Origin of the sequence: Arminella tubonensis (assembly GCF_003240585.1) — a bacterium.
GTDB classification, from domain to species: Bacteria; Pseudomonadota; Alphaproteobacteria; order Rhizobiales; family Rhizobiaceae; genus Rhizobium; species Rhizobium tubonense.
Genome location: NZ_PCDP01000003.1, coordinates 50,133 through 73,185, shown reverse-complemented (window position 1 = coordinate 73,185; position 23,053 = coordinate 50,133). Strand labels below are relative to the sequence as shown.

Genomic DNA, 23,053 nt, shown 5'->3' with positions numbered 1-23,053 from the left:
TGAACCGTTAACGTTACTATCAAAAAGCTGGTTTTCCGCACCAAATCAGTCGCCATCGAAAACAGCGACAACAATGTTCAAAAAGCAGTCTGCGGGCTTGCTGTTCGAGAAAACACTCATATACTCAGGAATAATTATTTCCACATAGTGAAATATCCAAGGGGAATGACATGGCTTTGAGTTGGCGATTTTCCGCCCTTGCAGACAGGCATCGGGCACTCGGTTCGAACCTCGAGGACTGGAGCGGCATGGGAACCGCCTGGACCTATGACAAGGATATCTACGAAGAGCACATAGCAGTCCGCACGAAAGCGGGGCTGATGGATGTGTCCGGCCTGAAGAAAGTCCACCTCGTCGGCCCGCATGCAATTGCCATACTCGAATACATCACGACCCGCGATATGACGAAGGTCTATCCCGGCAAGTCGGTCTATGCCTGCATGCTGAACGACCGCGGTCACTTTACCGATGACTGCATTGTGTATCGTACCGGACCGAATTCCTGGATGCTGGTTCATGGCTCCGGAACCGGTCACGAGGAAATCACCAAGCAGGCGCAGGGGCGCAATTGCGCCGTGCTGTTTGATGACGATCTTCACGATCTGTCGCTCCAGGGACCGCTCGCCGTCGAATTCCTGGCGAAATACGTGCCTGGAATTCGCGAGCTCAAATATTTCCATCACATGCAGACGACCCTGTTCGGCGTCCCCGTGATGATCTCGCGGACCGGCTATACCGGCGAGCGCGGCTACGAGCTTTTCGTGCGCGGCCAGGATGCCGGGATGGTCTGGGATCGCATCCTCCACGAGGGCAAGGAAATGGGGATCATCCCCTGCTGCTTCAGCGTTCTCGACATGCTCCGGGTCGAAAGCTACCTGTTGTTTTATCCCTACGACAATTCGCAGATGTATCCCTTCGCCAACGAGCAGCCGGGCGACAGCCTTTGGGAACTCGGCCTTGATTTCACCGTCAGTCCGGGAAAGACTGGCTTCCGCGGCGCCGAAGAACATGCCCGCCTCAAAGGCAAGGAACGCTTCAAGATCTTCGGGCTGCTGGTCGACGCGGACGGCCCGACCGATCTTGGAGACGAGGTCTGGGCCGACGGCCGCAAGGTCGGTGTGATCACGTGCCCGTCTTACTCGAAACTCACCAATCGTTCGATGGCGATCATGCGAGTTGACGTCGAACACGCGGTTCAAGGTGCCAAGCTCGAGGTCAAGGGCAAGACTGTGAACGCCTCGGCAATCGCCCACACCATTACCTTCGACGATCCGCAAAAGAAGAAGCGAACGGCGCAGGGTTGAGGGGCAGGCTGAATGTTGGTGGCAGGAATCAAGAGCAGACCGGAATACAAGGGTATCGACATCGACCCGCACGCCAAACGGCACCTGTTCGTCCTGGAAGGCGAGGGGGCGCTGGCGCTGATGGAGCGGGCAGGTTCAGACGACGGCGACTTCCTGAAGAAGACAGAAATTCTCTATCTTCCGTCAGGTTCGGTCGCTCGGAATCACGATCAGGCACTTGGCGCTCTGGAGGCCGACGTCTTCTGGAAGGCTCCAACGCTGCAGCCGTTGATATTTCGCCTTCGCGCCTGTCTCGAGGGCGCAAACATGGGCACTCGGATCTACATCTCCGGAACCGAAGGCTTCATCGGGCAGATCGTCCAGGTGGCGCTGAATTTCGGTGTCGATTTCAATTCGTTGAAGACAGAGCACCGCGGCTCGCTGGCGCGCCGCGTCCAGTGCGTCCACTGCAAGGGCATCACCGACAACGTCACGACCAGCCCCGTCATTTGCACGCATTGCGGCCTGCCGCTGCTGGTTCGCGACCACTACTCCCGCCGTCTTGGCGCGTTCCAGGGCGTCAACATAGATGCCGAGGAACCGGGCACCGCGCCTGAGCCTGAGGAGATATTCCCTTGAGCCTGAACACGGAAATGGCGGTACGCGTAGCGTCGGTGACGCAAGTAGCCGCAGCGGTGAAGACATTCCGTCTTGAGCGGGCCGACGGGGGGCCGATGCCGGTGTTTTCGGGCGGCTCGCATGTGGTCGTTTCGATGAACGACAGCGGCTTGCTTCGTCGCAACCCTTACTCGTTGATGTCGGCGCCGGACGATACCTCTGCCTATGAAATCAGCGTGCTGCGCGTCGCCAACTCCCGCGGCGGCTCGCACTTCCTCCATGACGCGGTACGGGCGGGCGACCTGCTGACGATCAGCCAGCCGGTCAACCTGTTTCCGGTCGATCACCGCGGCCGCAAGCATATTCTCATTGCCGGCGGCATAGGCATTACGCCGTTTCTGGCGATGATGGAGCAGTTCAGCCGGGACAACATGGCTTTCGAACTGCACTACGCCATCCGCTCGCGTGACCATGGTGCATTCTGGAAAGATCTTCTGGATCGCTACGGCCCCCGGCGGATCAAGATCTATTGCGACGAGGAAAAGAGCCTCATTCCCGTGGCGCGCATCGTCGAGAACCAACCGCTCGGTACGCATCTCTACGTCTGTGGTCCGTCGGGGATGATCGACGGCGTGCTGCTGACGGCGCTTGAGGCCGGCTGGCCGAAACAGAACCTGCACGCCGAACGGTTTCTGGCGCCTCCTGCAGGCTTGCCGTTCAAGATCATGCTCGAGCGCTCGGGAATGTCGATCACGGTCGGCGAGCATCAGAGCATCCTGGAAGCTGTCGAGGCTGCAGGCTGCGATGCGCCCTACATGTGCCGTGGTGGCGCCTGCGGCCAATGCGAAACGGCGGTACTTTCCTGCGATGGCGATATCGAACACAATGACATCTACCTCTCCGACGAGGAAAAGGCCGCGGGCGGCAAGATCATGATCTGCGTTTCGCGCTTCAAGGGGCAGCAACTCGTACTGCAACTTTGATGTGGAAGACGTTGAGCGCGAAGACATTAGCCCGAAGGCATTGGCAAGGACCGAAGAGATGACCATCAAATTCAGGCAAGAGACGTTTCGGGACGATTTCACCTTCCGCAATAGCCCGGAAAACATTCGGCGTTTTCCATTTCCATTCGACCAGGACAAGTACATGTACGCGGTCAACATGGAGCCACATGTCAAAGGTGCGAAAGCAAGCGTCTTCGAAAACCTGATCGACGTCGACGAACACTATGTCGCCGAGATGCATGACCGCGCGCTCGTACTGAAGGAAGATCCGCTGCGCTGCCAGGCGCTGCCGCACATGATGACGGCGCAATGGGATACGCTGGAGCTTCTGATGGAGCATCAGGCGCAGGACTATCCGGAGCATTTCTCGCTGACGAAAAACGGCGACCAATGGCGCTGGATCAACCGGCCACTTGGCATCGACGACGCGTTCACATTCGGCGATCCATCGACCTTGCCCTATCCGCCAATGGAATACATCACCCGCCAGGCACAGGGCGATTTCTGCATCGTAGACCAGCGCGACGGCAACCTCTGGATGGATGCTGGCATGGTGACCACCCAGGCTGACTGGTCGCTCGATTTCGATATCGGCATGAACTTCATGGAATGGCACGGCCCGGTGCCGCTTGCCCATCAGATCGGCGTGTTTGACCGGGCGCTGAAGTTTCTTCTCAACCTGCAGCAGGGCAAGCCGACGCGCCGGTTGAACTGGACGATGACCATCAATCCAAGGCTCGACACCAGCCCTGAGAATTATCACAAGTGGGGACCGGATCGCCTGACGGTGACGCCGGAGAATATCGGCGACAAGCTGCACCTCCGCGTCGAGCTCCAGAGCCTCTGGCGCCTGCCTCGCTCGAACGGCATCCTGTTCGTCATCCGATGCTACCTGATCAGCCTCAACGAACTGGTGACCGTTGCGAAGTGGGGGCGGCGGCTGCCGCGCGTGCTTGCCACGCTGCCGGACGAGATTGCCGATTACAAGGGCATGACGCGATATCGTCAGATGGCGATCGACTGGCTCAAGAAATATGATGACGGCCTGCCGACGAGCCCGGGGATTTTTCCGGACTGATCTGCCGCGTCGAGGAATCCAAATCAAAATAAGAGGGAACTGGAATGACAAGAGTTGCCGTGATCGGCGCAGGGCCGTCTGGCCTTGCTCAATTGAGAGCGTTTCAATCGGCTGCGCAAAAGGGCGCCGACATTCCCGAGGTCGTCTGCTTCGAGAAGCAGGCCGACTGGGGGGGGCTCTGGAATTACACCTGGCGCACAGGCCTCGACGAATATGGCGAGCCGGTGCACGGCAGCATGTATCGATATCTCTGGTCCAACGGTCCGAAGGAATGCCTGGAATTCGCCGACTATTCGTTCGAGGAGCATTTCGGCAAGCCGATCGCCTCCTATCCTCCGCGCGCCGTTCTTTGGGATTACATCAAGGGCCGGGTGGAAAAAGCCAATGTCCGCGACTGGGTGCGCTTCAGCACGCCGGTCCGCATGGTGACCTTCGACGACGCCACAAAGAAATTCACAGTCACTGCGCATGATCGGGTCAACGACCGGATGTATGACGAGCTTTTCGACTATGTCGTCGTTGCAAGCGGTCACTTCTCCACCCCGAATGTGCCGTACTTCGAAGGCGTATCGACCTTCGGCGGCCGTGTGCTCCATTCGCACGACTTCCGCGATGCGCTTGAATTCAAGGACAAGGACATCCTGATCGTCGGCCGCAGCTATTCGGCCGAGGACATCGGCTCGCAGTGCTGGAAATACGGCGCCAAGTCGGTCACCGTCAGCTATCGCAGCAAGCCGATCGGCTTTACCTGGCCGGAGCGCTTCGAGGAGCGGCCCTTGCTGCAGAAACTCGACAACAAGATTGCGCATTTCAAGGACGGCACGACGAAGGAGGTCGACGCGCTGATCCTTTGTACCGGCTATCTGCACCATTTCCCGTTCCTGCCGGACAGCCTCCGCCTCAAGACGGCCAATCGCCTGTGGGCCGACGACCTTTACAAGGGCGTGGTCTACGAGAAGAATCCGCAGCTTTTCTATATCGGCATGCAGGATCAGTTCTATACGTTCAACATGTTCGACGCCCAGGCCTGGTATGCCCGAGACGTCATTCTTGGCCGCATCAAATTGCCCGATGCCGCCGCGATGAAGGCCCATTTCGACGCCTGGCGGACCCGCGAGGATGGATTGGAAGATGCAGAACAGATGATCTGGTTCCAAGGCGACTATGTGAAGGAACTGCTCGAGGAAACGGATTACCCCAACTTCGACATCGAAGGCATCAACCGCACCTTTATGGAGTGGGAGCATCACAAGGTCGAAAGCATCATGGGCTTTCGCGATAACGGCTATCGCTCCCTGATGACCGGTAACATGGCGCCAAAGCACCACACGCCATGGCTGGAAGCGATGGACGACACCAAGGAAGCTTATTTGAAGAACTGAGGTTCACCCTCCCCTAGATGGGGAGGGTCGGAAGCACCTTGGTGGGTGATCTCTTGTGCCAACCAAGGGTCACCCGCAACTCCGCTGCGACCTCCCCCATCAAAGGGGAGGTAAAGGTAGGGCTTGCGTGCTCAAGACCGAGGTTTCAGCTTCTGCGGATCATAGTGCGCGAACGGCACAACCCTTGCCGGCAGGCGTTTCTGCTGGCCGTCGAGCTTGCCGATTTCGACTTCGGTGCCGACATCCGAATGCAACACGTCCAGCCTTGCCAATGCGATCGTCTTCTTCAATAGGGGCGAGCGGGTGGCGCTTGTGACGACGCCGATCTGCGCCCTGCCGATGTGGACGGTATCGCCGTGGCCAACCGCTTCGTTGGCATCGATATCGAGGCCGACGAGCTTGTAACGTGGGTTCTCCTTGCGCTTGATCAGGGCGTCGCGGCCGATGAAATCCTCGGTCTTCGACTTGAGCGGCACGGTGAAGCCGATGCCTGCTTCGAACGGATCGGTCTGGTCGGAAAATTCGTAATGAGCGAAGATGAGGCCGGCCTCGATGCGCACCATGTCGAGCGCTTCGAGCCCCATGGGCTTGATCCCGTGTTTCTGTCCGGCTTCCCAGACGGCGTCGAAAACGGTCAACGCGTCCTTCGGATGGCAGAAGATCTCGTAGCCGAGTTCACCGGTATAGCCGGTACGGGAAACGACCACCGGTGCGCCCTCGAAATGACCGATCCGGCCGACGGCGAAACGGAACCATTCGAGCTCGCCGATCGCCGGCTGGGCCGGTGATGTCCATATGATTTCCTTGATGATCTCGCGGCTTTTCGGGCCCTGCACCGCAATATTGTGCATCTGGTCCGTCGATGAGCGGACCCAGGCCTTGTAACCCATCTTCTCGGCCTGCTGGCGCAGCCAGACGCCGGAAAAATCGTCGCCCCCAATCCATCGGAAATTGTTTTGAGCCAGACGGAAGACTGTACCGTCGTCGATCATGCCGCCGTTTTCGTAGCACATCGCGGTGTAGACGACCTGGCCTGGCGACAGTTTGCAAATATCGCGGGTCAGGCAATATTGCAGCAGCGCTTCTGCATCCGGCCCCGTCACCTCGAATTTTCTAAGCGGCGATAGATCAATGACGACCGCACGCTCGCGGCAGGCCCAATATTCCTCGATCGTGCCATCATTGTTGAACCGGTTCGGTAGCCAGTAGCCCCGGTATTCGGCGTAGTTTCGCGTCATGGCCGAAAGACGCGGATGAAAGGCGGTTTCCTGGGTCATTTCGGGTTCTGCATCCGGGGTCATTCTGGTTGCCACTGCTCGTGAGAATTTCTGCTCTGCGGAATAGGTGCGGATATGGATATCTGTCGGATCCCAACCGTTGGCGGCGTCGATATCGTCCGGGCAGGAGGAGGACACGCAGACGAGGTCGGTCAATGCCCGCATCAGCACAAAGTCGCCGGGACGCGACCACGGCTCGTCGAGATAAAGCTGGTTCTGGTGGTCGATATTGGTGTTGTAGAAATAGTTGATCGCTTCCCAGCCCTTGCGCGGCGCAATGCCGTAAGGGGAAAGCGCTTCGTTGAAATTGTCGGTGCAATTGACATGGCCCGGATAACCCATGTCATCGTAGTACCGGGAATTGCAGGCGGTTGCGAAGGCATCGTGCCGGCCGACCGTGTCCTGAACGATCTCGACCAGCGGCTCGAAGTCTCGGTCGAAACCCTTGGACGGCAGGCCCGGTGTTGGATAGCTGCGGCCAAGCAGGGTGCGCGTGACGGTCGCGTCAAGTGCCCGGTCGAGGCCCTTGTCGACCTTGCGGGCCGCAAAGGCCTGGAAGTCGGTACATTGCCGGCCGGCAACGTCGATGATCTGGACGAATTCTCCTGCCCGGACGAAATAGGCTGACGCGGTTGCAGCCTTGACCCGCAAGTCCTGCAGCGGATCGCTCATAGGCTCGGGAAGCTGCTCTTCGTAGGTGCGGATCCGACGCGCGCGCGCGACCCTGAACTCGATTGCCGTCGCCGTGTTCTGAAGGCCGGCATCCATTGGTGCGCCGGGGGCAGACACGATCAGCAACCCGTCCAGTGCAATCGTCGTCTCTGCGGAAGAGCCGGGCGAGGAAGTCTCCCCGAAAAGCGTGAGTGCGGTTGCTGTCGCAAGATCGACGCCGCGGCGCTTCAGCGCCGAAAGCGTCCGTTGCGCGCTTTCAACGTCGGTCGATAGAATGTCCTGAAGTGCGAATGCGGGACGCGAAAGCGAAACACCCAGACCAGCCGAATTGAACCTGCCATTGCCATCGACGAAGCTCACCTCGCAGAGCTGGCAACCCTCGACGTCCTTGATGGTGACAACGTCACCCACACCGACCTTGACGACCACCGAGCCACGGCCCTTGACGCGGTAACGCTCGACGCCAGACCCGAGCGCTGCCAGACCGGGCCGATATATCTTGCTCGCGGCCGGCGGCTGCAGAACGATTGTGGAATCGGGCATCTTATCCTCCAGCGAACGGCGTGTTGCCTGATTTTCCTGCTCTTATATCACTCGAAATGCAGATGAGAAACAAAGACGGACTTGACCCTTAAGAAAAAAAATTCACTATGAGAATAAGCGACGGTTAAAAAGAGCCTAAAAAGGGGAACCGGGCGAGAGGCAGTTTGATGACGCTTCCCACCCAGGAAAAGCACCGAAGCGATCAACAAAAACATAAGGGAACGCGCATACCGCGCGATACGGCAAACTGGTCGAGGAGACTGCTAATGGTAGCTATCGTTGAGTCGGAAGGGTCCGAAGCCGCGTCAAGCGGCGGGTTGATCCGCTCGTTGGATTGGAAGGGCGCCTTCTGGGTGGCCGCCGGCGTTCCGCCGCTTGTCCTGTTCTCGATCGGCGGTATCGCCGGGACGACGGGCAAGCTTGCTTTCGTGGTCTGGATCATCTCCATGGTCATGGGGTTCCTGCAATCCTTTACCTATGCCGAGATTGCCGGCATGTTCGCCAACAAGTCCGGCGGCGCCTCCGTCTACGGCGCCACCGCCTGGTTGCGCTATTCGAAGTTCATCGCGCCACTCTCGGTCTGGTGCAATTGGTTTGCCTGGTCGCCGGTTCTGTCCCTCGGCTGCGCCATCGCCGCGGGCTACATTCTCAACTCGCTCTTTCCCATTCCGGCCGCCGACAGTCAGATGGTCATCGATTGGATCAGTGCCCATGCGGCAAGCGTCACCGCCGACAGTCCGCGTGTCGCGGAATGGCTTGCGGCAAACGCCGGCAAGACCCCGCAGGACGCGGTTACCGCGCTGCTTTCGGCAGATGGCGTTGCAGCCTTTACGCCGGCGATCCGCAACTGGTCGCTGATCACCTTCGACATTCCGTTCCTTGCAAAAGCCAGCCTCAACGCCACCTTTGTCATCGGCGGCATCCTGATGCTGATTATTTTCGCGATCCAGCATCGTGGCATTCTCGGTACCGCAAGCGTGCAGAAGTGGCTGGCGATCATCGTTCTCGTACCGCTGCTTATCATTGGCCTCTTCCCGATCTTCAGCGGCCAGATCGACATGGCCAACGTCACCAACCTCCTGCCGCCGACGGCCGCCTATGCCGGCACGGATGGTACCTGGAGCAATGGTGGCTGGACGCTGTTCCTGGGCGGTCTCTATATTGCCGCATGGTCCACATACGGCTTCGAAACGGCTGTCTGCTATACGCGTGAGCTGAAGAACCCGAAGACCGACACATTCAAAGCGATCTTCTATTCGGGCCTTCTCTGCTGCCTGTTCTTCTTCCTGATCCCCTTCACCTTCCAGGGAGTGCTCGGCCACGCCGGCATGCTCGCCCCCGGCATCGTCGATGGATCGGGTGTTGCCGAAGCGCTGGCCGGGCTTGTCCACGGCGGCAAGATTGTGACCCAGCTTCTGGTCGTCCTGATGATCATGGCGCTGATCCTTGCGATCATGACGGCAATGGCTGGCTCCTCGCGCACCCTTTACCAGGGGTCCAAGGACGGTTGGCTGCCGAGATATCTCGATCACGTCAACGAACACGGGGCCCCGACCCGCGCCATGTGGACGGATTTCGCCTTCAACCTCATCTTGCTTGCGATCGCGTCCGACGTTGCCGGATATTTCTTCGTGCTTGCCGTTTCCAACGTCGGCTACATCATCTTCAACTTTCTCAATCTCAACGCCGGCTGGATCCACCGCATGGACAGCGGTCATGTCGAGCGGCCGTGGAAGGCGCCGACCTGGCTGATCGGCCTCAACACGGTTCTGGCCTTCGTCAACGCGTTGTTCCTCGGCGCTGGTGCCAAGGTCTGGGGCTATTCCAACGCCTTGTGGGTCGGCTTCATTTTCGCCGCGCTCATCCTGCCCGTCTTCGCCTATCGCCATTTCGTTCGTGACGGTGGCAAATTCCCGGAAGGAGCGATGGACGATCTCGGCCTGGTAGGCCAGGATCTCGGCGTCAAGAAAGCCGGCATTCTGCCCTACGTCGCGCTTGCAGGCGGTCTTGCGGTCGTGCTCGCCGCAAACGTGATCTTCCAGTTGCCGGCCTGAAGTCGATATGGTCGGGCCGGTGGAGAGATTCGCCGGCCCTGCTTGGCCCGCACGAGGTTCCCGCCGCCCTGCGAAGGCGCTATAAGTGAGCGATGATTTGCAAGCTGACTGAAGGGAACCGCAACCGATGAGCCTGAGATCTGGCAGCGCCGATTTACCGCTGCATGGCGGTCGGGTGCCGAAGTGGCTCGGCGACCGGATGACCCGGCTCGGCTCCGTCATCACCGAAGCGATCGTTCATCACTATGGCCGCGACGAATTCCTCCGTCGTTTGGCCCATCCTTTTTGGTTCCAGTCCTTTGGCGCCGTCATGGGCATGGATTGGCACTCCTCCGGCATCACGACAAGCGTGCTGGGCGCCCTCAAGCGGGGGCTAACGCCTCTCTCCGGCGAGCTGGGTATTCACGTTTGCGGCGGGCGCGGCGCCCAGTCCCGAAAGACGCCGGGCGAGCTGATGGCAATCGGAGATCGCGTCGGCATTGACGGCAAGGCTATGGCGACTGCCAGCCGGCTTGTTGCCAAGGTCGACAGCGCGGCGGTTCAGGACGGCTTCGATCTCTATCTGCATGGCTTCATTGTGACGGATGACGGCCGGTGGGTGGTGGTGCAGCAGGGCATGAACGGCGACCGCCGGCAGGCGCGGCGCTATCACTGGATATCGGAAGGACTGAAGAGCTTTGTCGACCAGCCTCACGCTGCCATCGAAGGGCGAGGGCAGGGGCAGATCATCAATCTTGCCGACCGCCGGGCAGACGTCTCCCGGAAAGGCCAGTTGGACCTGCTTGCGACGCTCGGTCCCGACAGGATTGCACGCGAGGCTGCGGCGCTGGAGGTTTTGCATTCGCAACCGGTCGCCACCAAGCCGTCGGATCAACCGATGCTTCCCTATCTGGTCATGCCGGCACATCACGATGTCAGGGAAACCGATGTGATCATGCGGCGGCTGCACGGCAATCTGGCGGCGGCGGCCGATCGCGGACCGGAGGATTTCGAACAGCTGCTGCTTGTCCCCGGCGTCGGAGCGCGCACCATCAAAGCATTGGCGATGGTTGCGGAGGTTGTCCATGGCGCGCCTTGCCGTTTTTCCGACCCCGCGCGCTTCTCGCTTGCCCACGGCGGCAAGGACCGCCATCCTTTTCCGGTCCCGCTGAAAGTCTATGACGAAACCATCCGGGTCATGAAGTCGGCGGTGCAAAGGGGCAGGCTCGGGCAGACGGAGGAGTTGGAGGCGCTGAGGCGGCTTGACGACCAGTCGCGTCACCTGGAGCGATATGTGACGGGTCCGGACCTAAACGAAATCGTGGCAGGCGAATTCGAGAATTCGGCGTCATTCGGCGGCCGCAGCGTATTCGGCTGGGAAACGCCGACGGACGCTCCCCTCGCAGAAAAGCGGCCGCGCAAGGAGTAGCCCGATTAGATCGCCTCCTCACCGGTAGACTTCGCCAGCTGCACGATGCTAGCCTTGGGCCCTCATTCAGCAGGGGCGAAGAAATGGAACGGCAGTCGTGAACCACGAAGTCGGATTGATAGCGACCGTTGCCATCAGCTTTGTATTCTCAGCGGTATTCGGCTATCTGGCGGATCGAATCCGCCTACCGCCGCTCGTCGGCTACCTTGTCGCAGGCATCGTGATCGGCCACTTCACACCAGGCTTCGTTGCCGATAGCGATCTCGCGGGCCAGCTGGCTGAAATGGGCGTCATCCTGCTGATGTTCGGCGTGGGTCTGCATTTTTCGACATCCGACCTTCTTGCGGTTCGCGGCATCGCTGTTCCCGGCGCCATCATTCAGATAATCCTTGCAACACTTCTCGGCGCCGGCCTCTGCTGGATGTGGGGATGGTCGCTCGGGGCGGGCGTCGTGTTCGGCCTCAGCCTGTCCGTTGCCAGCACAGTCGTTCTCCTAAAAACGCTGGAGGAGCACAATCTTGTCGATGCCGTCGAGGGGCGGGTTGCGGTTGGCTGGCTCATCGTCGAGGATCTGGCGACGGTTCTCGCCCTGGTTCTCCTGCCGGCGCTAGCGGAAGCCCTTGGAGGACACGCGGAAGGCGCGGTTGGTCCGGTTGCCAACGTGGATGGCATGCAGATCGGGCTGACGGTCGGCCTGACGTTGATCAAGGTCATCGCTTTCGCGATTATAGCCATCGTACTTGGGCCAAGGGTCGTTCCGTGGCTGCTCACTGTGATTGCCCGCACTGGCTCGCGGGAGCTCTTCACACTGTCGGTGCTTGCCATCGCGCTCGGCATTGCATTCGGCGCGACCGCAATCTTCGGCGTTTCCTTTGCGCTCGGTGCCTTTTTCGCCGGCGTGGTTATGAGTGAATCCAATCTAAGTCACAGGGCCGCAGCGGACTCTCTTCCCTTGCAGAATGCATTTTCGGTGCTGTTCTTCGTCTCGGTCGGGATGCTGTTCGATCCGACAATTCTCGTCCGCAATCCTGTCGCGGTCATCGGCGCACTGGCGCTGATCATCGTCGGCAAATCCATTATTTCCTTTTGTATCGTTTTCCTGTTGCGCTATCCGATCGGATTGAGCTTCACCGTGGCCGGCGGGCTTGCCCAGATCGGTGAATTTTCATTCATTCTCGCCAGCCTCGGCGTTTCGCTCGGCCTGCTGCCGCGCGAGGGTCAGGATGTCATTCTTGCCGCAGCCATTCTGTCGATCACCGTCAATCCCCCGTTTTTCATGGCAATGGAGGCAATGCGGAAGCGCTTCTGTGCCAAATGGCCGGCGTTGTCGGAGAGCCACGGCCGCCGAAGGCAGGAAGCGCTCGTCCTGGAACTGGAGAACAACCGGATCGCCAGCGAAGAGAGGGACCGCCAGCATCAGCTCGAAATCCAGCAGCTGACGGAGACCTTCCCGATGTTCGCCGAGGTTGACGAGCATTCGCAGGAAGAACTGCTTTTACTGTTCCGTCCAAAATCGGCGTCCCCCGGCGAGCGCGTGGTCCGTGTCGGCGACCGGGGTGACGGGATGTATTTCATCGCCTCGGGCGCGGTCGAGGTTCAATTGGAGAACGGGGCCGTTCGTCTGTCGGCCGGCTCGTTCTTCGGCGAGATGGCGCTGCTGACCGGCGGGCGGCGCACGGCCGATGTCGTCGCCGTTGACTTCTGCCAATTCCTGGTCCTCGAACGTCGTGACTTCAACATCTTCATGGCGCGGCATCCGGCGTTGCGTGCCGCCGTCAGTGACCTTGCCAGGGAAAGATCCGAAATGAACGTTGCACGTCAGATGAACACAGGGACGACGGGGCAGGGCTGATTGACCACATTTCATGCTCCGCCGCTGCAATCCCCGCGGCTTGGATACGAAGCATTAATCACAATCTCTGTAGAGAAGGATGACGCTTAGGAGAACGAATCGATGACTGCCGCATTTCAAGACCTTCCTTCCGCGGCTACGCATGGCCGGGTCGTCGCGTTTCCCCTGGCGGGTCGCACGAGGCTGATCGAGCGTTGCGCCAAGGAGCTTGACGGCAAGCAGGGCGAAGCTGCCCTTCTCTATTGGCGGGCCCAGTGCCGGACGCTAGCCGACGAATTGCTGGCGCTCGGCTTTCCCGATGCTGAAATGCGTGAGCAGATCATGGAATTTCAGGACCACGTCCAGGGTGCAATGATGCGTCTCCACCAGTCCGAACGGCCTGCAGAAACGATGCAGCGATAGAGATCGCAAACGCCAAACTTAGCCGGTTCGCACTCGCTCGGCGCAATCCGCCTGATTTCATCACCAAACTCCGCCGCCAATGGCACGCTGCTCTGTACTTTTCCGAGTGAAGCGAGTATGTAGCGCGGCCATGAACAGGCCCGCGACGTGTTGGCCGCGGTGATCTGTGCCTGCCCGATTTTTAACAGTAGTCCGGCGCGCGAAAACCGAATTCCGAAAGACAAGACATGACTGAGTTCGAAGGGATCGTTCCGGCGATTGCCGAGGCGTTGAAAAAACGCGGTTACGAAGCGCTGACGCCGGTGCAAAAGCAGATGCTCGACCCGAAGCTGGACGGCGCCGATGCGCTTGTTTCGGCGCAGACAGGCTCCGGCAAGACCGTTGCATTCGGCCTGGCGCTGGCTCCGACGTTGCTTGGCGGCAAGGATCGCTTCGCTGCCGCGGGTGCGCCCATGGCCCTCGTCATCGCGCCGACCCGCGAGCTGGCGCTTCAGGTCAAGCGTGAGCTGGAATGGCTGTTTGAGTTGACGGGCGCGATCATCGCTTCTTGCGTCGGCGGCATGGACATGCGCAGTGAGCGACGTGTGCTGGATCGCGGTGCCCACATCGTCGTCGGAACGCCCGGACGGCTTTGCGACCACATTCGACGCCGCTCGCTCGACATTTCGGCGCTCAAGGCGGTCGTTCTCGACGAGGCGGACGAGATGCTCGACCTCGGCTTCCGCGAGGATCTCGAATTCATTCTCGAGGCGTCGCCTGCCGAGCGCCGCACACTGATGTTTTCGGCAACCGTGCCGCGGTCGATCGCGACGCTTGCCAAAAGTTACCAGCGTGACGCCGTGCGCATCAGCACGACGTCTGAAGAAAAGCAGCATGTCGACATCGAGTACCGAGCCCTGACCGTGGCCGGAACGGATCGCGAAAACGCGATCATCAACGTCTTGCGCTATTACGAGGCGCAAAATGCTATCGTCTTCTGCTCGACACGCGCAGCCGTCAATCATCTGACGTCCCGCTTCAACAATCGCGGTTTCTCCGTCGTGGCGCTTTCCGGCGAACTCAGCCAGAACGAGCGTACGCATGCGCTTCAGGCCATGCGCGACGGTCGCGCCCGCGTCTGCATCGCGACCGATGTTGCTGCTCGCGGCATCGACCTGCCAGGCCTCGACCTGGTGATCCACGCCGACCTGCCGACCAATCCCGATACGCTTCTGCATCGCAGCGGCCGCACGGGCCGCGCCGGTCGCAAGGGCGTCAGCGCCTTGATCGTCCCGACCAGCGGTCGTCGTCGTGCAGAACGGCTGCTTGAAAGCGCGCGTATCAGCGCGACATGGGCAAAGCCCCCTTCCGCTGACGATGTCAATGCTCGAGACGACGAGCGACTGCTCGCCGATCCCGTCCTGACCGAGGTTATTGGCGAGGAGGAGCAGGATTTCATCCGTCAGCTTCTGGAGCGTCACCCCCCGCAGCAGGTCGCAGCAGCATTCCTTCGCCAGTACCGAGCCGGTCATTCCGCTCCGGAAGATCTGCTTGATGTGGCAGTTCCCGATGCGGGCAAACGCGTGCGTCGCGACGAATTTGCAGCGCCCCGCGAGGATGGCCCGGCGGCCCGCGCGGATTTCACGGACGGCGTCTGGGTGTCGCTCTCGGTCGGCCGCAAGCAAAGTGCCGAGCCCCGCTGGCTGATCCCGATGATCTGCCGCTACGGCGATTTGACGAAGCGTGATATCGGCGCGATCAAGATGCAGCCTGACGAGACCTATGTCGAGTTTTCAGCCGACGGTGCGGCACGCTTCCTCGCGGCAATCGGGCCGAACAAGACGCTGGAAAAGGGCATCCGCGTCAAACCTCTCGAGGGCACTCCGGATCTTTCGCGCGGAAATGTAGATGGCGGAGCGCCGAAGAGATCGTTTGCTGACAAGCCGCGCCCCCCTCGCGACGATGCCAGGCCACCACGGAACGACGAAAAATCGCCACAGAAATTCGAGCGGAAAGCCGAGCGCGGCCTGACGCTTGCAGAAAAGATGGCAGAGCCCGGGGATAAGAAGCCGTGGACGGATACAAAGCCCTGGGCAAAGAAGGCGGGCAAGCCCGACTTCAAGAAGGACAGCAACTACGCCGGTGCCGGCAAGCCCAAGGGCAACAGCTTTAAGAAGCGCCCGCAATAGGCTCGGCGACCGCCGTTCAGGCCAAGTATAGTTCGATGAAAAAGAGGCCGGGCGACCCCCGGCCTCTTTCATTCAGATCGGCGACGCGGATGAACCGGTCGGCGAAGCGATCGACTAGAGCGCGCGCAGCTGATCAGCCGACGACTTGCCGGAACGCTTGTCCTGCACGACTTCGAAGCTGACCTTCTGGCCATCCTTCAAGGAGCCGAGGCCCGAACGCTCGACAGCGCTGATGTGGACGAAAATATCAGGTCCGCCACCATCCTGCTCGATAAAGCCGAAACCCTTGGTGCTGTTGAACCACTTAACTGTGCCTGAGGGCATGAGCGCTCTCCCTTTAATTTTGGCGTCGAATGAAAGCCGCTTTCAGACGGCTCGATTGATCGATATTGCGAGGAGGTTGGTCACAGGCACGCTTTGGAGCTTTGCATCGAACACAATTCATCAAAATCGACGCTCATGAAAATAGGGATTTAACCGGCGAGAGCAAGATGGTTTCCGCATTGCTGCAATCCTGCAAAGGGATGCGCTGCCTCCAAGGCCTCGAACATAGGCCCCACGTTATAAGAATGTGAGCCTTTTTCAATGATTTGGGATCAAATCGGGTCTGGGCGGGGCGCCACGTTCTTTTTCGTCAGGCGATCACGATTCTGAGCCGGCTTTTTGTTCATATGTTGCAAATGACGAACCAATCGGCGCAGCCGCGACTCGCATTGCTCAAGATCGCAGCAGCGTCTGGAAAACCCGATCGTGGATCTTCCAGACCTTGTAGGAGAACTGAAACTGGATCGAGCGTTAGCTCTTGTCCTTCTTGCCGAGCTTCAGCCCGCTTTCAGCAAGCTTGACTTGCGAGCCCACCGATGAGACGGACTTTTCGGCCTTGTCCTTTTTCGGCTTTCGTGTTTCGCGGTTGCCGCGTACCTGTCCTTTAGCCATGACGATCTCCCTATCTTACAATTCGAAATAAGCTGATGTGTCGGACACGGAGAGTTTGGCGGCTCGAAAACCTCTGACGCCGCGATGAGCCAAGCTGGCCAAAGCCGATATCAATTTGTCCGCATCAATTGAGGCTTATGTAAGATGAACGGGGCAGCTCGCCGCCCCACTACCTGCCTAACTCGCGCCTGCGGACGTCCGTGCCCTGGATGGCTGACAACTTCCAATCGGAACCCGGCTTTCTGAGGAAGGTCCAAAGCTCGGTTGCCTCGGTCGGATTGCGGTCGTCGCCGTCGACAAGCCGGCCGGTGGTGCGATCTAGCATTGCGTCGATGCTTGAATAGCGCATCGCCAAGGTCGCGTAGTCTGCATTGTCTTCGTGCCAGGCCTCAGCGACGTCGCCCTGTAGCAGGTGGACGTTCGAAACCTTGTTGCGAACCCCGTTGGTGGCGTTCTCGCCAAGCTCCTCTGCAAGGTAGGACATCGCTTCCGGTGTCGTGAGCGCCCGCATGGCGCCATAGTCCTCGGCTCCATATGCGGTCTGGATCTCAGTCAGAAGCTGTTCGAAACGGTCGAGATCAGTCTGCCCTATTCCGATCTCGTCAGGCGCGCGAGCGCTCCTTGGAGCTGAAGAGCCAGCTGAGGCGCCGATCGTCGGGATGCGGAACGAGGTATGGGCTGGCGGTGCGCCACCAAAGGAGTTGTGCGGGCTTGCAGCCGCCGTGCTCGACCGGGACCGGCTGGCGAAGAACCGGACCGCCCACATAAGGGCGCCGAGGATCAACAATATCTGCAGCAGCATGCCGAGAAAGCCGAAGCCGCCGCCAAAGCCCTGTCCAAGGAGCATACCGAAAAGGCCGCCCACCACCAGGCCACCAATCATGGAGCGCCCAAAACCGCTGAAAAATCCGGGACGCGGGGCATTGATGCCCGGTTGCGGTGCCATCTGAGGCGCAGTCTGCTGTGGCGTCATCGAACGCTCGATCGGAGCCGCCTCGGTTGGCGCAGTTCGTGTGATCGGTGGAGCTGAATATGTCCGCGTGCCCCGGCTCCCAAACCCGCCTCCGCCTGCACGCCGCGCCTGCGCATCGTCCAAGGTCGCAAACGAGGCCGCCAAGCCGAAAACAAATATGAAGGCCGATTGAGCGAAACGCGAAACAGTGGGCATTGGTTTTCCTGTCAGGGGCGATTGGACGTCTGATCCTCTATATAGGCGTATACCCTCACAGTTTTAAGTTCTGCTGCAATTCTTGAGAATTGAGCCCGCGAACACTGGAGAGCGGCTGACGGGCAGCGAACACCCCACGGGTCTACCACCTATTTTTTCTCCCGTTTGCCGTTGCCCTTATCTTCCCGTTCCTTAGCCAGTCGCAACTCCCGCAGCCGGGCCGTTTTTGCGTCCCGGGCCTTCTTGGCGGTTGCAGCTTCGGCTGCAGCTACGAGGGTCGCGTTCTCCGCCTGCAACCGCTTTTCCTCCTTCGAATATTTCGCCCTTGGTCTTTCTTCCATTAGCGTCTCCTTAACTCTGTCGCGATTGCTCGCCCCTTCGCCGAAGGAGCCGATTAGCAAACGAACACGTAAGGAACGGAAAAGTTTCAAATTCATCCGATTGTCCGGAGCCGGGGACCGGAAAAGCAACATTTCCCGTCGGCTGGAACTGCTTCGAATTCCCGACGTTAGAGCGAAATATCGAGCGTCTCCTTCAAGCACCAGAGGTCGTCATGAACCGTTCCAAGCAAGACTGGATTAGCCAACGTGCCTACGCCCTGTGGGAATCCGACGGTCGTCGGGATGGCCGTGATTTCGAACATTGGGTACAGGCCTCCAATGAATTCGAGCGGCTGGAGCGCACAAAGGCCTCAGCAGACGGCAGCGAAGTTCTGTCGAAGCTGAGCGCACCCACGAGCCGCCTGTTGCGTGCCTCGAATACCGACGACCGGCGAGCTATTGCAAAGCAGACGCGCAAGGCTTTTTGAACAGTGTTGAATTGATTTCAAACCCGGTCGTCGTCGTCCTCACCGAGCGGTCTTTTATCCATTTGAATGACATCACGGCCATATGGCTCGATGCATCGCGTCAGGCGTTCGCGGCAAAGCGGCGCCGCGCTGTATTTCAGATCAGTACCGCAACACGAAAATCAATCGCCGGAAAAGCTCGCCAGTGCGGAAAAGATAGGCCCGAAGCCGCCCCATCGGCCGAAGCTTGACGGCGCGATAGTCGCTGCGTGTGCCAATCAGCGTCGAGCTGCGAGCACTGTCGAATTTCAGTATGTTGCTGCCGGTCGAAAAGATCGCCAGTCGCATGTCCCAGCCGCGCTCAAGCGCAACGTCGAAGGGCAACGACATGACGCGCAACGATGTCAGCAGCTTTTCAGCACCGGTTCGAGTGACGATATAGCCGGCGGCCGATCCCTGAGGCCCAAAAAGGCAACGGCCGACCAGATCGCCTTCGGCTGATATGGCGAGCGGCCGAAATCCCGACCAGCGATGGTTCATCAGCTTGATAACCTCCGCGCGCGGAAGCGCTGTCATCAATGCTCTCGCTCTTGCGGGCAGATCCGCTTCCAGAGACACATCGTCTTCGACGATGATGGCCGCCTCGCAGTTGCTTTCCAGAATCCGCCGGAGCGCCATGAGATGGCTGCGATAGCAGCCATATTCTCCGGGCAGGATGGTTCTGCCGTGACGGCGGACGAATTTGTTGTGGTCGACGTCGACCCAGGTCTCGCGAGGTGTGAAGGAACCGTCAATGCCGTTGACCCGCTCCACCGTCACCGCAGCCTCTGCGGCCTGGCCAAGAATATCGACAAAATGACGGTAGCTGCGATCAATATTGATAACGTAGACCGGTAATGATTTCGAGGGCATCTGCACTGATCTTCTTCAACGCCTGAGCTTGGCGACAGAATGCCTTCGCATTGGCAGAAAATTGGATCAAGCTTTTATTTGCGCGAGCATTGCCGAGTTGCCTCGTGGTCAAGTTGCCGATTGACGCGACCCACGCCGCCGAGATCGACCAGCCTCCTCGCTCGCCAGCTCGCTACCATTTGCGTTCATCGTCGCGTTTACCAGCGAAACCACTCCGCCTCGCGTGTTACCAAGCGCCGCGGCACTGAAATATTCGCGCACCTTTGCGGTTTTCGAGCGTGTCGTCAGCTTCGTAAAGCAGTCCGATGCGAAGCTCCCGACTTGCGAGAGGAGAGCGGATTTTTGACAAAACTCGGCCCATCGCGTGTCGCGCAGGAGATTTGTATAATATGGCTTCATCTTTCGATGCACCCAGGGAACGGTGGCGTGCCACGGTTTCCTGCGGCCAGTGAAATGGCGTATTCCCGGCTTCTCAACGAAGGGCAGGATACCGGTCTGGGTGTTCCATCGCGGGTCCAACGCCAGCCAATTGTCCTCGAAGGCGATGTTCAGCGCATCCTGGTCGTGCGCGTCGAACATTTCCGGTTGCGCCTCGAAGGTGTCTCTGGCGTCTTTCATAAGGCCCAGTTCCAGGCATTTTTGCCAATCGAAAAGAAGGACGCCGGCATTGAAATAGCGCGCGCCCGCACGCATCCCGATCTTTTCCTGACGGCGTTCGATCTTTTTTGAAAAGGGCATGAGGTAATCGTCGACCGCTCCCAGCGGTTTGCCTTTGAGATCGGTATTGAACAGAGCCTCGAGCCCCGAGACAGCGATAGCATCGGCATCGATGTAGAGAAGCCGTTCGATCGACCAGGGAATGTTGAGGTCTAGGTAAAGCCTGGCGAGTGTGGCGCGTGACCAGCGCCCGAGTGCGGCTCCATCGGCCGCGGGAGACGAGTCGCGCAGCAGCTCGATGTTGATCGAATGGTGCCGCGCAAAATTCTCGATATCGACGACCTGGCTTTCGTCCACATCTATGGCCAGGAGAAACAGCCTTGCCTTCGCAGTGCTCAGATTGTCGTGGACCGATAGCAAAGCACAGCAAGCCGCGGCAAGCATTCTTGCATCGGCACAGGCGACCACACCCAGAGATCCAAAAGGACTATAGCTGAAAGACTGGTCCATTCATGCTCCGATGGCCCGTGGCCCAGCATTTCATCGACTGCCACCAGTTTTGTTCCTGGCATCAGCAGACAAAGAGTTTCCCAAGCCGGCCTTTTTGGGCGCGCAGGTTCGTGGTGTCCTAGCAGTTCAAACTGAAGCCGAAATGAAATCTGGGGCAGGTGCCTTTCAATCTTCGGTTGCCGATGACGCGCATGTAAAAATGAGGTAAAATTGGCGGATACAGCCTCTTGCGGGCCAAGTTTCGACGTATTTCGGACCACCTATTTCAGGCTATGAGATTTCTTAAACGGATTGAGGTATGTCGTGCGGATATTGTTGGTTGAAGATGATCACATTCTTGGCTCATCGCTGAAGAAGGCCTTGGAGAAGCATGCCTATGGCGTCGATTGGCTCCGCGATGGGCAGTCGGGCCTTCTTGCGCTTGAAAGTTCTCATTTCGCCGCCGCTATTCTCGATATCAACCTGCCGCAGCTGAGTGGCATCGGCGTGTTGAAGGGCATCCGCCACAAGGGCGACCGGGTGCCGGTGATGCTGCTGACCGCGCTTGATGCCGTTCGTCAGAAGGTCGAAGGATTGGATGAGGGCGCCGACGACTACATGGTCAAGCCATTTGATCTAGATGAGCTGCTTGCCAGGTTGCGGGCGCTCATCCGACGAAGGGAGGGGCGAACGGAAACGATCATCCGCTGCGCCGACGTCGAAGTCGATCCATCGTCCATGATCGTCCTTAAGGCCGGCGCGCGGGTCCACACGACGGCAAAGGAGTTCCATTTGCTCAGGCTTCTGATGGAGCGCAATGGCCGTTATGTCACCAAGAACGATATTGAATATGCGTTATATGATGCCGACAATGCCGTCGAGAGCAACACGATCGAGGTGACGGTCTACAATCTTCGCAAGAAGCTCGGAGCCGACCTCATCAAGTCGATCCGCGGCGTCGGATACATGATTGAGCGATGAACAACTCGACGCTAACGCGCAAGCTCTTCCTTAGGATCGCACCGGTGGTGATCGTCACCATTGTCGTCATTGGGGCTTTTGCGTTCAACAGCGCGACGCGCGAGATCGATAATATCTACGATGCCCAACTGATCAACGATGCAAACGTTCTATGGGGCTTGCTGCAGCACAGACTGCAACGTCCGATGGTGGGACCACCGCAGCGGATTGACGACATAGATTTCAACATGGACAACCAGCTGGCCCTCAATGACGACGCGGACGACTATGCCGATGCGCATATGTTTCGCTGCTGGGCGGACGGTCGCATCCTTGTCTACAACAGTACGGCCTTCCTTTCCGATGTTCCCCAGGAGATGGCAGGTTTCAGCACCGTGCCTTACAAAGGCGAGACCTGGCGGGTTTATTCGCTGCCGATACCGAACTCGACGATCGTCATGGAGGTCGGGGAAAAGATCGCCCTTCGGGAGACGCTTGTCTCCAATATCCTGCTCAACCTGTTTTTTCCGCTGCTCATCCTGATCCCGATCATCGGTTTTCTCATCTGGCTTGGCATCAATAGTGGATTGAGCAGCATCCATGGCCTTGTGCGCGATATCCGGACCCGATCGCCGGATGACCTAGCCGCTATTCCAGTGGAAGCTTTGCCGCGGGACCTGCTGCCGCTTGGTCGCTCGATCAATCAGCTTCTTGCAAAACTTGCGCGATCCCTGACACTGGAGCGACGGTTTTCGGACCTTGCAGCGCATCAGCTGCGGACGCCGCAGGCAGGGGTTAAACTGTTGCTGCAGATGTTCGCCAATGCCGACACGGAAAAGGAACGCCAGGCAATTGTCGCTGATCTGGTCGCCAGCAATGACCGCGCCATGCATCTGATCGAACAACTGCTGCGGCTGGCAAGGGTGAGCCACCATCCGCTGGAACTCATGCCGGTGCTGCTCTATCACGTCGCCGCCTCGGTCCTTGCAGAGTTTGGCAACATCCTGAACGAGCGACAGTTGGACGTATCGCTCGAAGGCGACGAGCAGGCCGAGGTAAAGACTGACGAGTCGTTGCTGCGCATGATGATCAGCAATCTGATGGATAATGCGATCAAGTACACCCCTATCGGCGGCAGGATCGAGGTGGTGGTTTCGTCCGAGCCCGGCCGGTGCCGGTTGTCGATCAGCGACAGCGGTTCCGGCATCCCGCCAGGTCAGCGCGAAGCGGTCTTCCAGCGATTCTATCGGATTGATACGCTCCAAACTGAAGGGGCGGGTTTGGGGCTTGCCATCGTCGCGGATGTGGCCGACCGGCTTGCCACAACAATCGAGCTTACCACACCATCCTGGGGCAACGGCCTTCGGATCAATCTGAACCTGCCGAAAGAGCAATGACGCAGG

At 59.1% G+C, this 23,053-nt stretch carries 20 protein-coding genes; 13 read left to right on the top strand and 7 right to left on the bottom strand.

The window, feature by feature from the left end; genetic code table 11:
- Window positions 1-170 precede the first annotated feature (170 nt).
- Genes CPY51_RS04420 through CPY51_RS04400 form a run of 5 tightly spaced genes read left to right on the top strand, consistent with a single transcriptional unit; the run spans window position 171 to window position 5,365 of the window.
- Complete coding sequence (locus tag CPY51_RS04420; RefSeq protein WP_111158835.1) at window positions 171-1,304, top strand: aminomethyl transferase family protein; 1,134 nt, start codon at window positions 171-173, stop codon at window positions 1,302-1,304.
- A gap of 12 nt (window positions 1,305-1,316) precedes the next feature.
- Window positions 1,317-1,922, top strand: coding sequence for a dimethylamine monooxygenase subunit DmmA family protein (locus CPY51_RS04415; RefSeq protein ID WP_111158834.1), 606 nt, complete (start codon window positions 1,317-1,319; stop codon window positions 1,920-1,922).
- On the top strand, window positions 1,919-2,884 hold the full coding sequence (locus CPY51_RS04410; RefSeq protein WP_111158833.1) for a PDR/VanB family oxidoreductase: 966 nt from the start codon (window positions 1,919-1,921) through the stop codon (window positions 2,882-2,884). The genes CPY51_RS04415 and CPY51_RS04410 overlap by 4 nt, the downstream gene beginning before the upstream one ends.
- Before the next feature lie 58 nt (window positions 2,885-2,942).
- Window positions 2,943-3,983 (top strand): heme-dependent oxidative N-demethylase family protein, encoded by a 1,041-nt coding sequence (locus CPY51_RS04405; RefSeq protein WP_111158909.1) that lies wholly within the window; start codon window positions 2,943-2,945, stop codon window positions 3,981-3,983.
- A 44-nt stretch (window positions 3,984-4,027) separates the two neighbouring features.
- Entirely contained in the window at window positions 4,028-5,365 is a 1,338-nt protein-coding gene (locus CPY51_RS04400) for an NAD(P)-binding domain-containing protein (protein WP_111158832.1), read from the top strand.
- Between the two features lie 131 nt (window positions 5,366-5,496).
- Here the strand turns inward: CPY51_RS04400 and CPY51_RS04395 are convergent, their stop codons facing one another.
- The gene (locus CPY51_RS04395; protein WP_195909423.1) at window positions 5,497-7,857 is read right to left on the bottom strand and encodes a trimethylamine N-oxide demethylase; all 2,361 of its coding nucleotides are present in this window, start codon (window positions 7,855-7,857) and stop codon (window positions 5,497-5,499) included.
- A gap of 266 nt (window positions 7,858-8,123) precedes the next feature.
- Here CPY51_RS04395 and CPY51_RS04390 point away from each other — a divergent pair, with 266 nt between their 5' ends.
- From CPY51_RS04390 to CPY51_RS04370, 5 genes are all read left to right on the top strand, one after another.
- Window positions 8,124-9,911, top strand: a complete 1,788-nt coding sequence (locus CPY51_RS04390; RefSeq protein WP_111158830.1) for a trimethylamine N-oxide permease — start codon at window positions 8,124-8,126, stop codon at window positions 9,909-9,911.
- Between the two features lie 127 nt (window positions 9,912-10,038).
- Window positions 10,039-11,319 (top strand): DUF763 domain-containing protein, encoded by a 1,281-nt coding sequence (locus CPY51_RS04385; protein ID WP_111158829.1) that lies wholly within the window; start codon window positions 10,039-10,041, stop codon window positions 11,317-11,319.
- A 97-nt stretch (window positions 11,320-11,416) separates the two neighbouring features.
- Window positions 11,417-13,171 (top strand): cation:proton antiporter domain-containing protein, encoded by a 1,755-nt coding sequence (locus CPY51_RS04380; protein ID WP_111158828.1) that lies wholly within the window; start codon window positions 11,417-11,419, stop codon window positions 13,169-13,171.
- Window positions 13,172-13,273: 102 nt separating this feature from the next.
- Window positions 13,274-13,573 (top strand): DUF6074 family protein, encoded by a 300-nt coding sequence (locus CPY51_RS04375; protein ID WP_111158827.1) that lies wholly within the window; start codon window positions 13,274-13,276, stop codon window positions 13,571-13,573.
- 227 nt (window positions 13,574-13,800) lie between these two features.
- Window positions 13,801-15,741: a DEAD/DEAH box helicase gene (locus CPY51_RS04370; protein ID WP_111158826.1), complete on the top strand. Its 1,941-nt coding sequence runs from the start codon at window positions 13,801-13,803 to the stop codon at window positions 15,739-15,741.
- 114 nt (window positions 15,742-15,855) lie between these two features.
- On the opposite strand, the gene CPY51_RS04365 is transcribed toward CPY51_RS04370, so the two are convergent.
- From CPY51_RS04365 to CPY51_RS04355, 4 genes are all read right to left on the bottom strand, one after another.
- A complete protein-coding gene (locus CPY51_RS04365; RefSeq protein WP_111158825.1) occupies window positions 15,856-16,065 on the bottom strand; it encodes a cold-shock protein in 210 nt (69 codons plus the stop codon).
- A 471-nt stretch (window positions 16,066-16,536) separates the two neighbouring features.
- A complete protein-coding gene (locus CPY51_RS32715) occupies window positions 16,537-16,677 on the bottom strand; it encodes a hypothetical protein (RefSeq protein ID WP_195909422.1) in 141 nt (46 codons plus the stop codon).
- Between the two features lie 169 nt (window positions 16,678-16,846).
- Window positions 16,847-17,845 carry a Tim44 domain-containing protein gene (locus tag CPY51_RS04360; protein WP_111158824.1) on the bottom strand — a complete coding sequence of 333 codons (999 nt, stop codon included), beginning with the start codon at window positions 17,843-17,845 and terminating at the stop codon, window positions 16,847-16,849.
- Between the two features lie 149 nt (window positions 17,846-17,994).
- Entirely contained in the window at window positions 17,995-18,282 is a 288-nt protein-coding gene (locus CPY51_RS04355; RefSeq protein WP_111158823.1) for a hypothetical protein, read from the bottom strand.
- Between the two features lie 116 nt (window positions 18,283-18,398).
- Here CPY51_RS04355 and CPY51_RS04350 point away from each other — a divergent pair, with 116 nt between their 5' ends.
- Window positions 18,399-18,653 (top strand): DUF2934 domain-containing protein, encoded by a 255-nt coding sequence (locus tag CPY51_RS04350; protein WP_111158822.1) that lies wholly within the window; start codon window positions 18,399-18,401, stop codon window positions 18,651-18,653.
- 141 nt (window positions 18,654-18,794) lie between these two features.
- Here CPY51_RS04350 and CPY51_RS04345 read toward each other — a convergent pair whose 3' ends face one another.
- Window positions 18,795-19,544 (bottom strand): glycosyltransferase family 25 protein, encoded by a 750-nt coding sequence (locus CPY51_RS04345; RefSeq protein ID WP_111158821.1) that lies wholly within the window; start codon window positions 19,542-19,544, stop codon window positions 18,795-18,797.
- Window positions 19,545-19,652: 108 nt separating this feature from the next.
- On the bottom strand, window positions 19,653-20,711 hold the full coding sequence (locus CPY51_RS04340; protein WP_111158820.1) for a glycosyltransferase family 8 protein: 1,059 nt from the start codon (window positions 20,709-20,711) through the stop codon (window positions 19,653-19,655).
- A 303-nt stretch (window positions 20,712-21,014) separates the two neighbouring features.
- On the opposite strand from CPY51_RS04340, the gene CPY51_RS04335 reads away from it, so the two are divergent.
- Both CPY51_RS04335 and CPY51_RS04330 read left to right on the top strand, forming a co-directional pair.
- Window positions 21,015-21,671 carry a response regulator transcription factor gene (locus tag CPY51_RS04335; protein ID WP_111158819.1) on the top strand — a complete coding sequence of 219 codons (657 nt, stop codon included), beginning with the start codon at window positions 21,015-21,017 and terminating at the stop codon, window positions 21,669-21,671.
- Window positions 21,668-23,047, top strand: a complete 1,380-nt coding sequence (locus CPY51_RS04330; RefSeq protein ID WP_111158818.1) for a sensor histidine kinase — start codon at window positions 21,668-21,670, stop codon at window positions 23,045-23,047. The genes CPY51_RS04335 and CPY51_RS04330 overlap by 4 nt, the downstream gene beginning before the upstream one ends.
- Window positions 23,048-23,053 lie beyond the last annotated feature (6 nt).

Excerpts from the sequence above, each read along its gene's own strand:
- CPY51_RS04420 (WP_111158835.1), top strand. The coding sequence starts at position 171 with ATGGCTTTGAGTTGGCGATTTTCCGCCCTTGCAGACAGGCATCGGGCA.
- CPY51_RS04415 (WP_111158834.1), top strand. The coding sequence starts at position 1,317 with ATGTTGGTGGCAGGAATCAAGAGCAGACCGGAATACAAGGGTATCGAC.
- CPY51_RS04405 (WP_111158909.1), top strand. The coding sequence starts at position 2,943 with ATGACCATCAAATTCAGGCAAGAGACGTTTCGGGACGATTTCACCTTC.
- CPY51_RS04400 (WP_111158832.1), top strand. The coding sequence starts at position 4,028 with ATGACAAGAGTTGCCGTGATCGGCGCAGGGCCGTCTGGCCTTGCTCAA.
- CPY51_RS04395 (WP_195909423.1), bottom strand. The coding sequence starts at position 7,857 with ATGCCCGATTCCACAATCGTTCTGCAGCCGCCGGCCGCGAGCAAGATA.
- CPY51_RS04390 (WP_111158830.1), top strand. The coding sequence starts at position 8,124 with ATGGTAGCTATCGTTGAGTCGGAAGGGTCCGAAGCCGCGTCAAGCGGC.
- CPY51_RS04385 (WP_111158829.1), top strand. The coding sequence starts at position 10,039 with ATGAGCCTGAGATCTGGCAGCGCCGATTTACCGCTGCATGGCGGTCGG.
- CPY51_RS04375 (WP_111158827.1), top strand. The coding sequence starts at position 13,274 with ATGACTGCCGCATTTCAAGACCTTCCTTCCGCGGCTACGCATGGCCGG.
- CPY51_RS04370 (WP_111158826.1), top strand. The coding sequence starts at position 13,801 with ATGACTGAGTTCGAAGGGATCGTTCCGGCGATTGCCGAGGCGTTGAAA.
- CPY51_RS04365 (WP_111158825.1), bottom strand. The coding sequence starts at position 16,065 with ATGCCCTCAGGCACAGTTAAGTGGTTCAACAGCACCAAGGGTTTCGGC.
- CPY51_RS32715 (WP_195909422.1), bottom strand. The coding sequence starts at position 16,677 with ATGGCTAAAGGACAGGTACGCGGCAACCGCGAAACACGAAAGCCGAAA.
- CPY51_RS04360 (WP_111158824.1), bottom strand. The coding sequence starts at position 17,845 with ATGCCCACTGTTTCGCGTTTCGCTCAATCGGCCTTCATATTTGTTTTC.
- CPY51_RS04355 (WP_111158823.1), bottom strand. The coding sequence starts at position 18,282 with ATGAATTTGAAACTTTTCCGTTCCTTACGTGTTCGTTTGCTAATCGGC.
- CPY51_RS04350 (WP_111158822.1), top strand. The coding sequence starts at position 18,399 with ATGAACCGTTCCAAGCAAGACTGGATTAGCCAACGTGCCTACGCCCTG.
- CPY51_RS04345 (WP_111158821.1), bottom strand. The coding sequence starts at position 19,544 with ATGCCCTCGAAATCATTACCGGTCTACGTTATCAATATTGATCGCAGC.
- CPY51_RS04340 (WP_111158820.1), bottom strand. The coding sequence starts at position 20,711 with ATGGACCAGTCTTTCAGCTATAGTCCTTTTGGATCTCTGGGTGTGGTC.
- CPY51_RS04330 (WP_111158818.1), top strand. The coding sequence starts at position 21,668 with ATGAACAACTCGACGCTAACGCGCAAGCTCTTCCTTAGGATCGCACCG.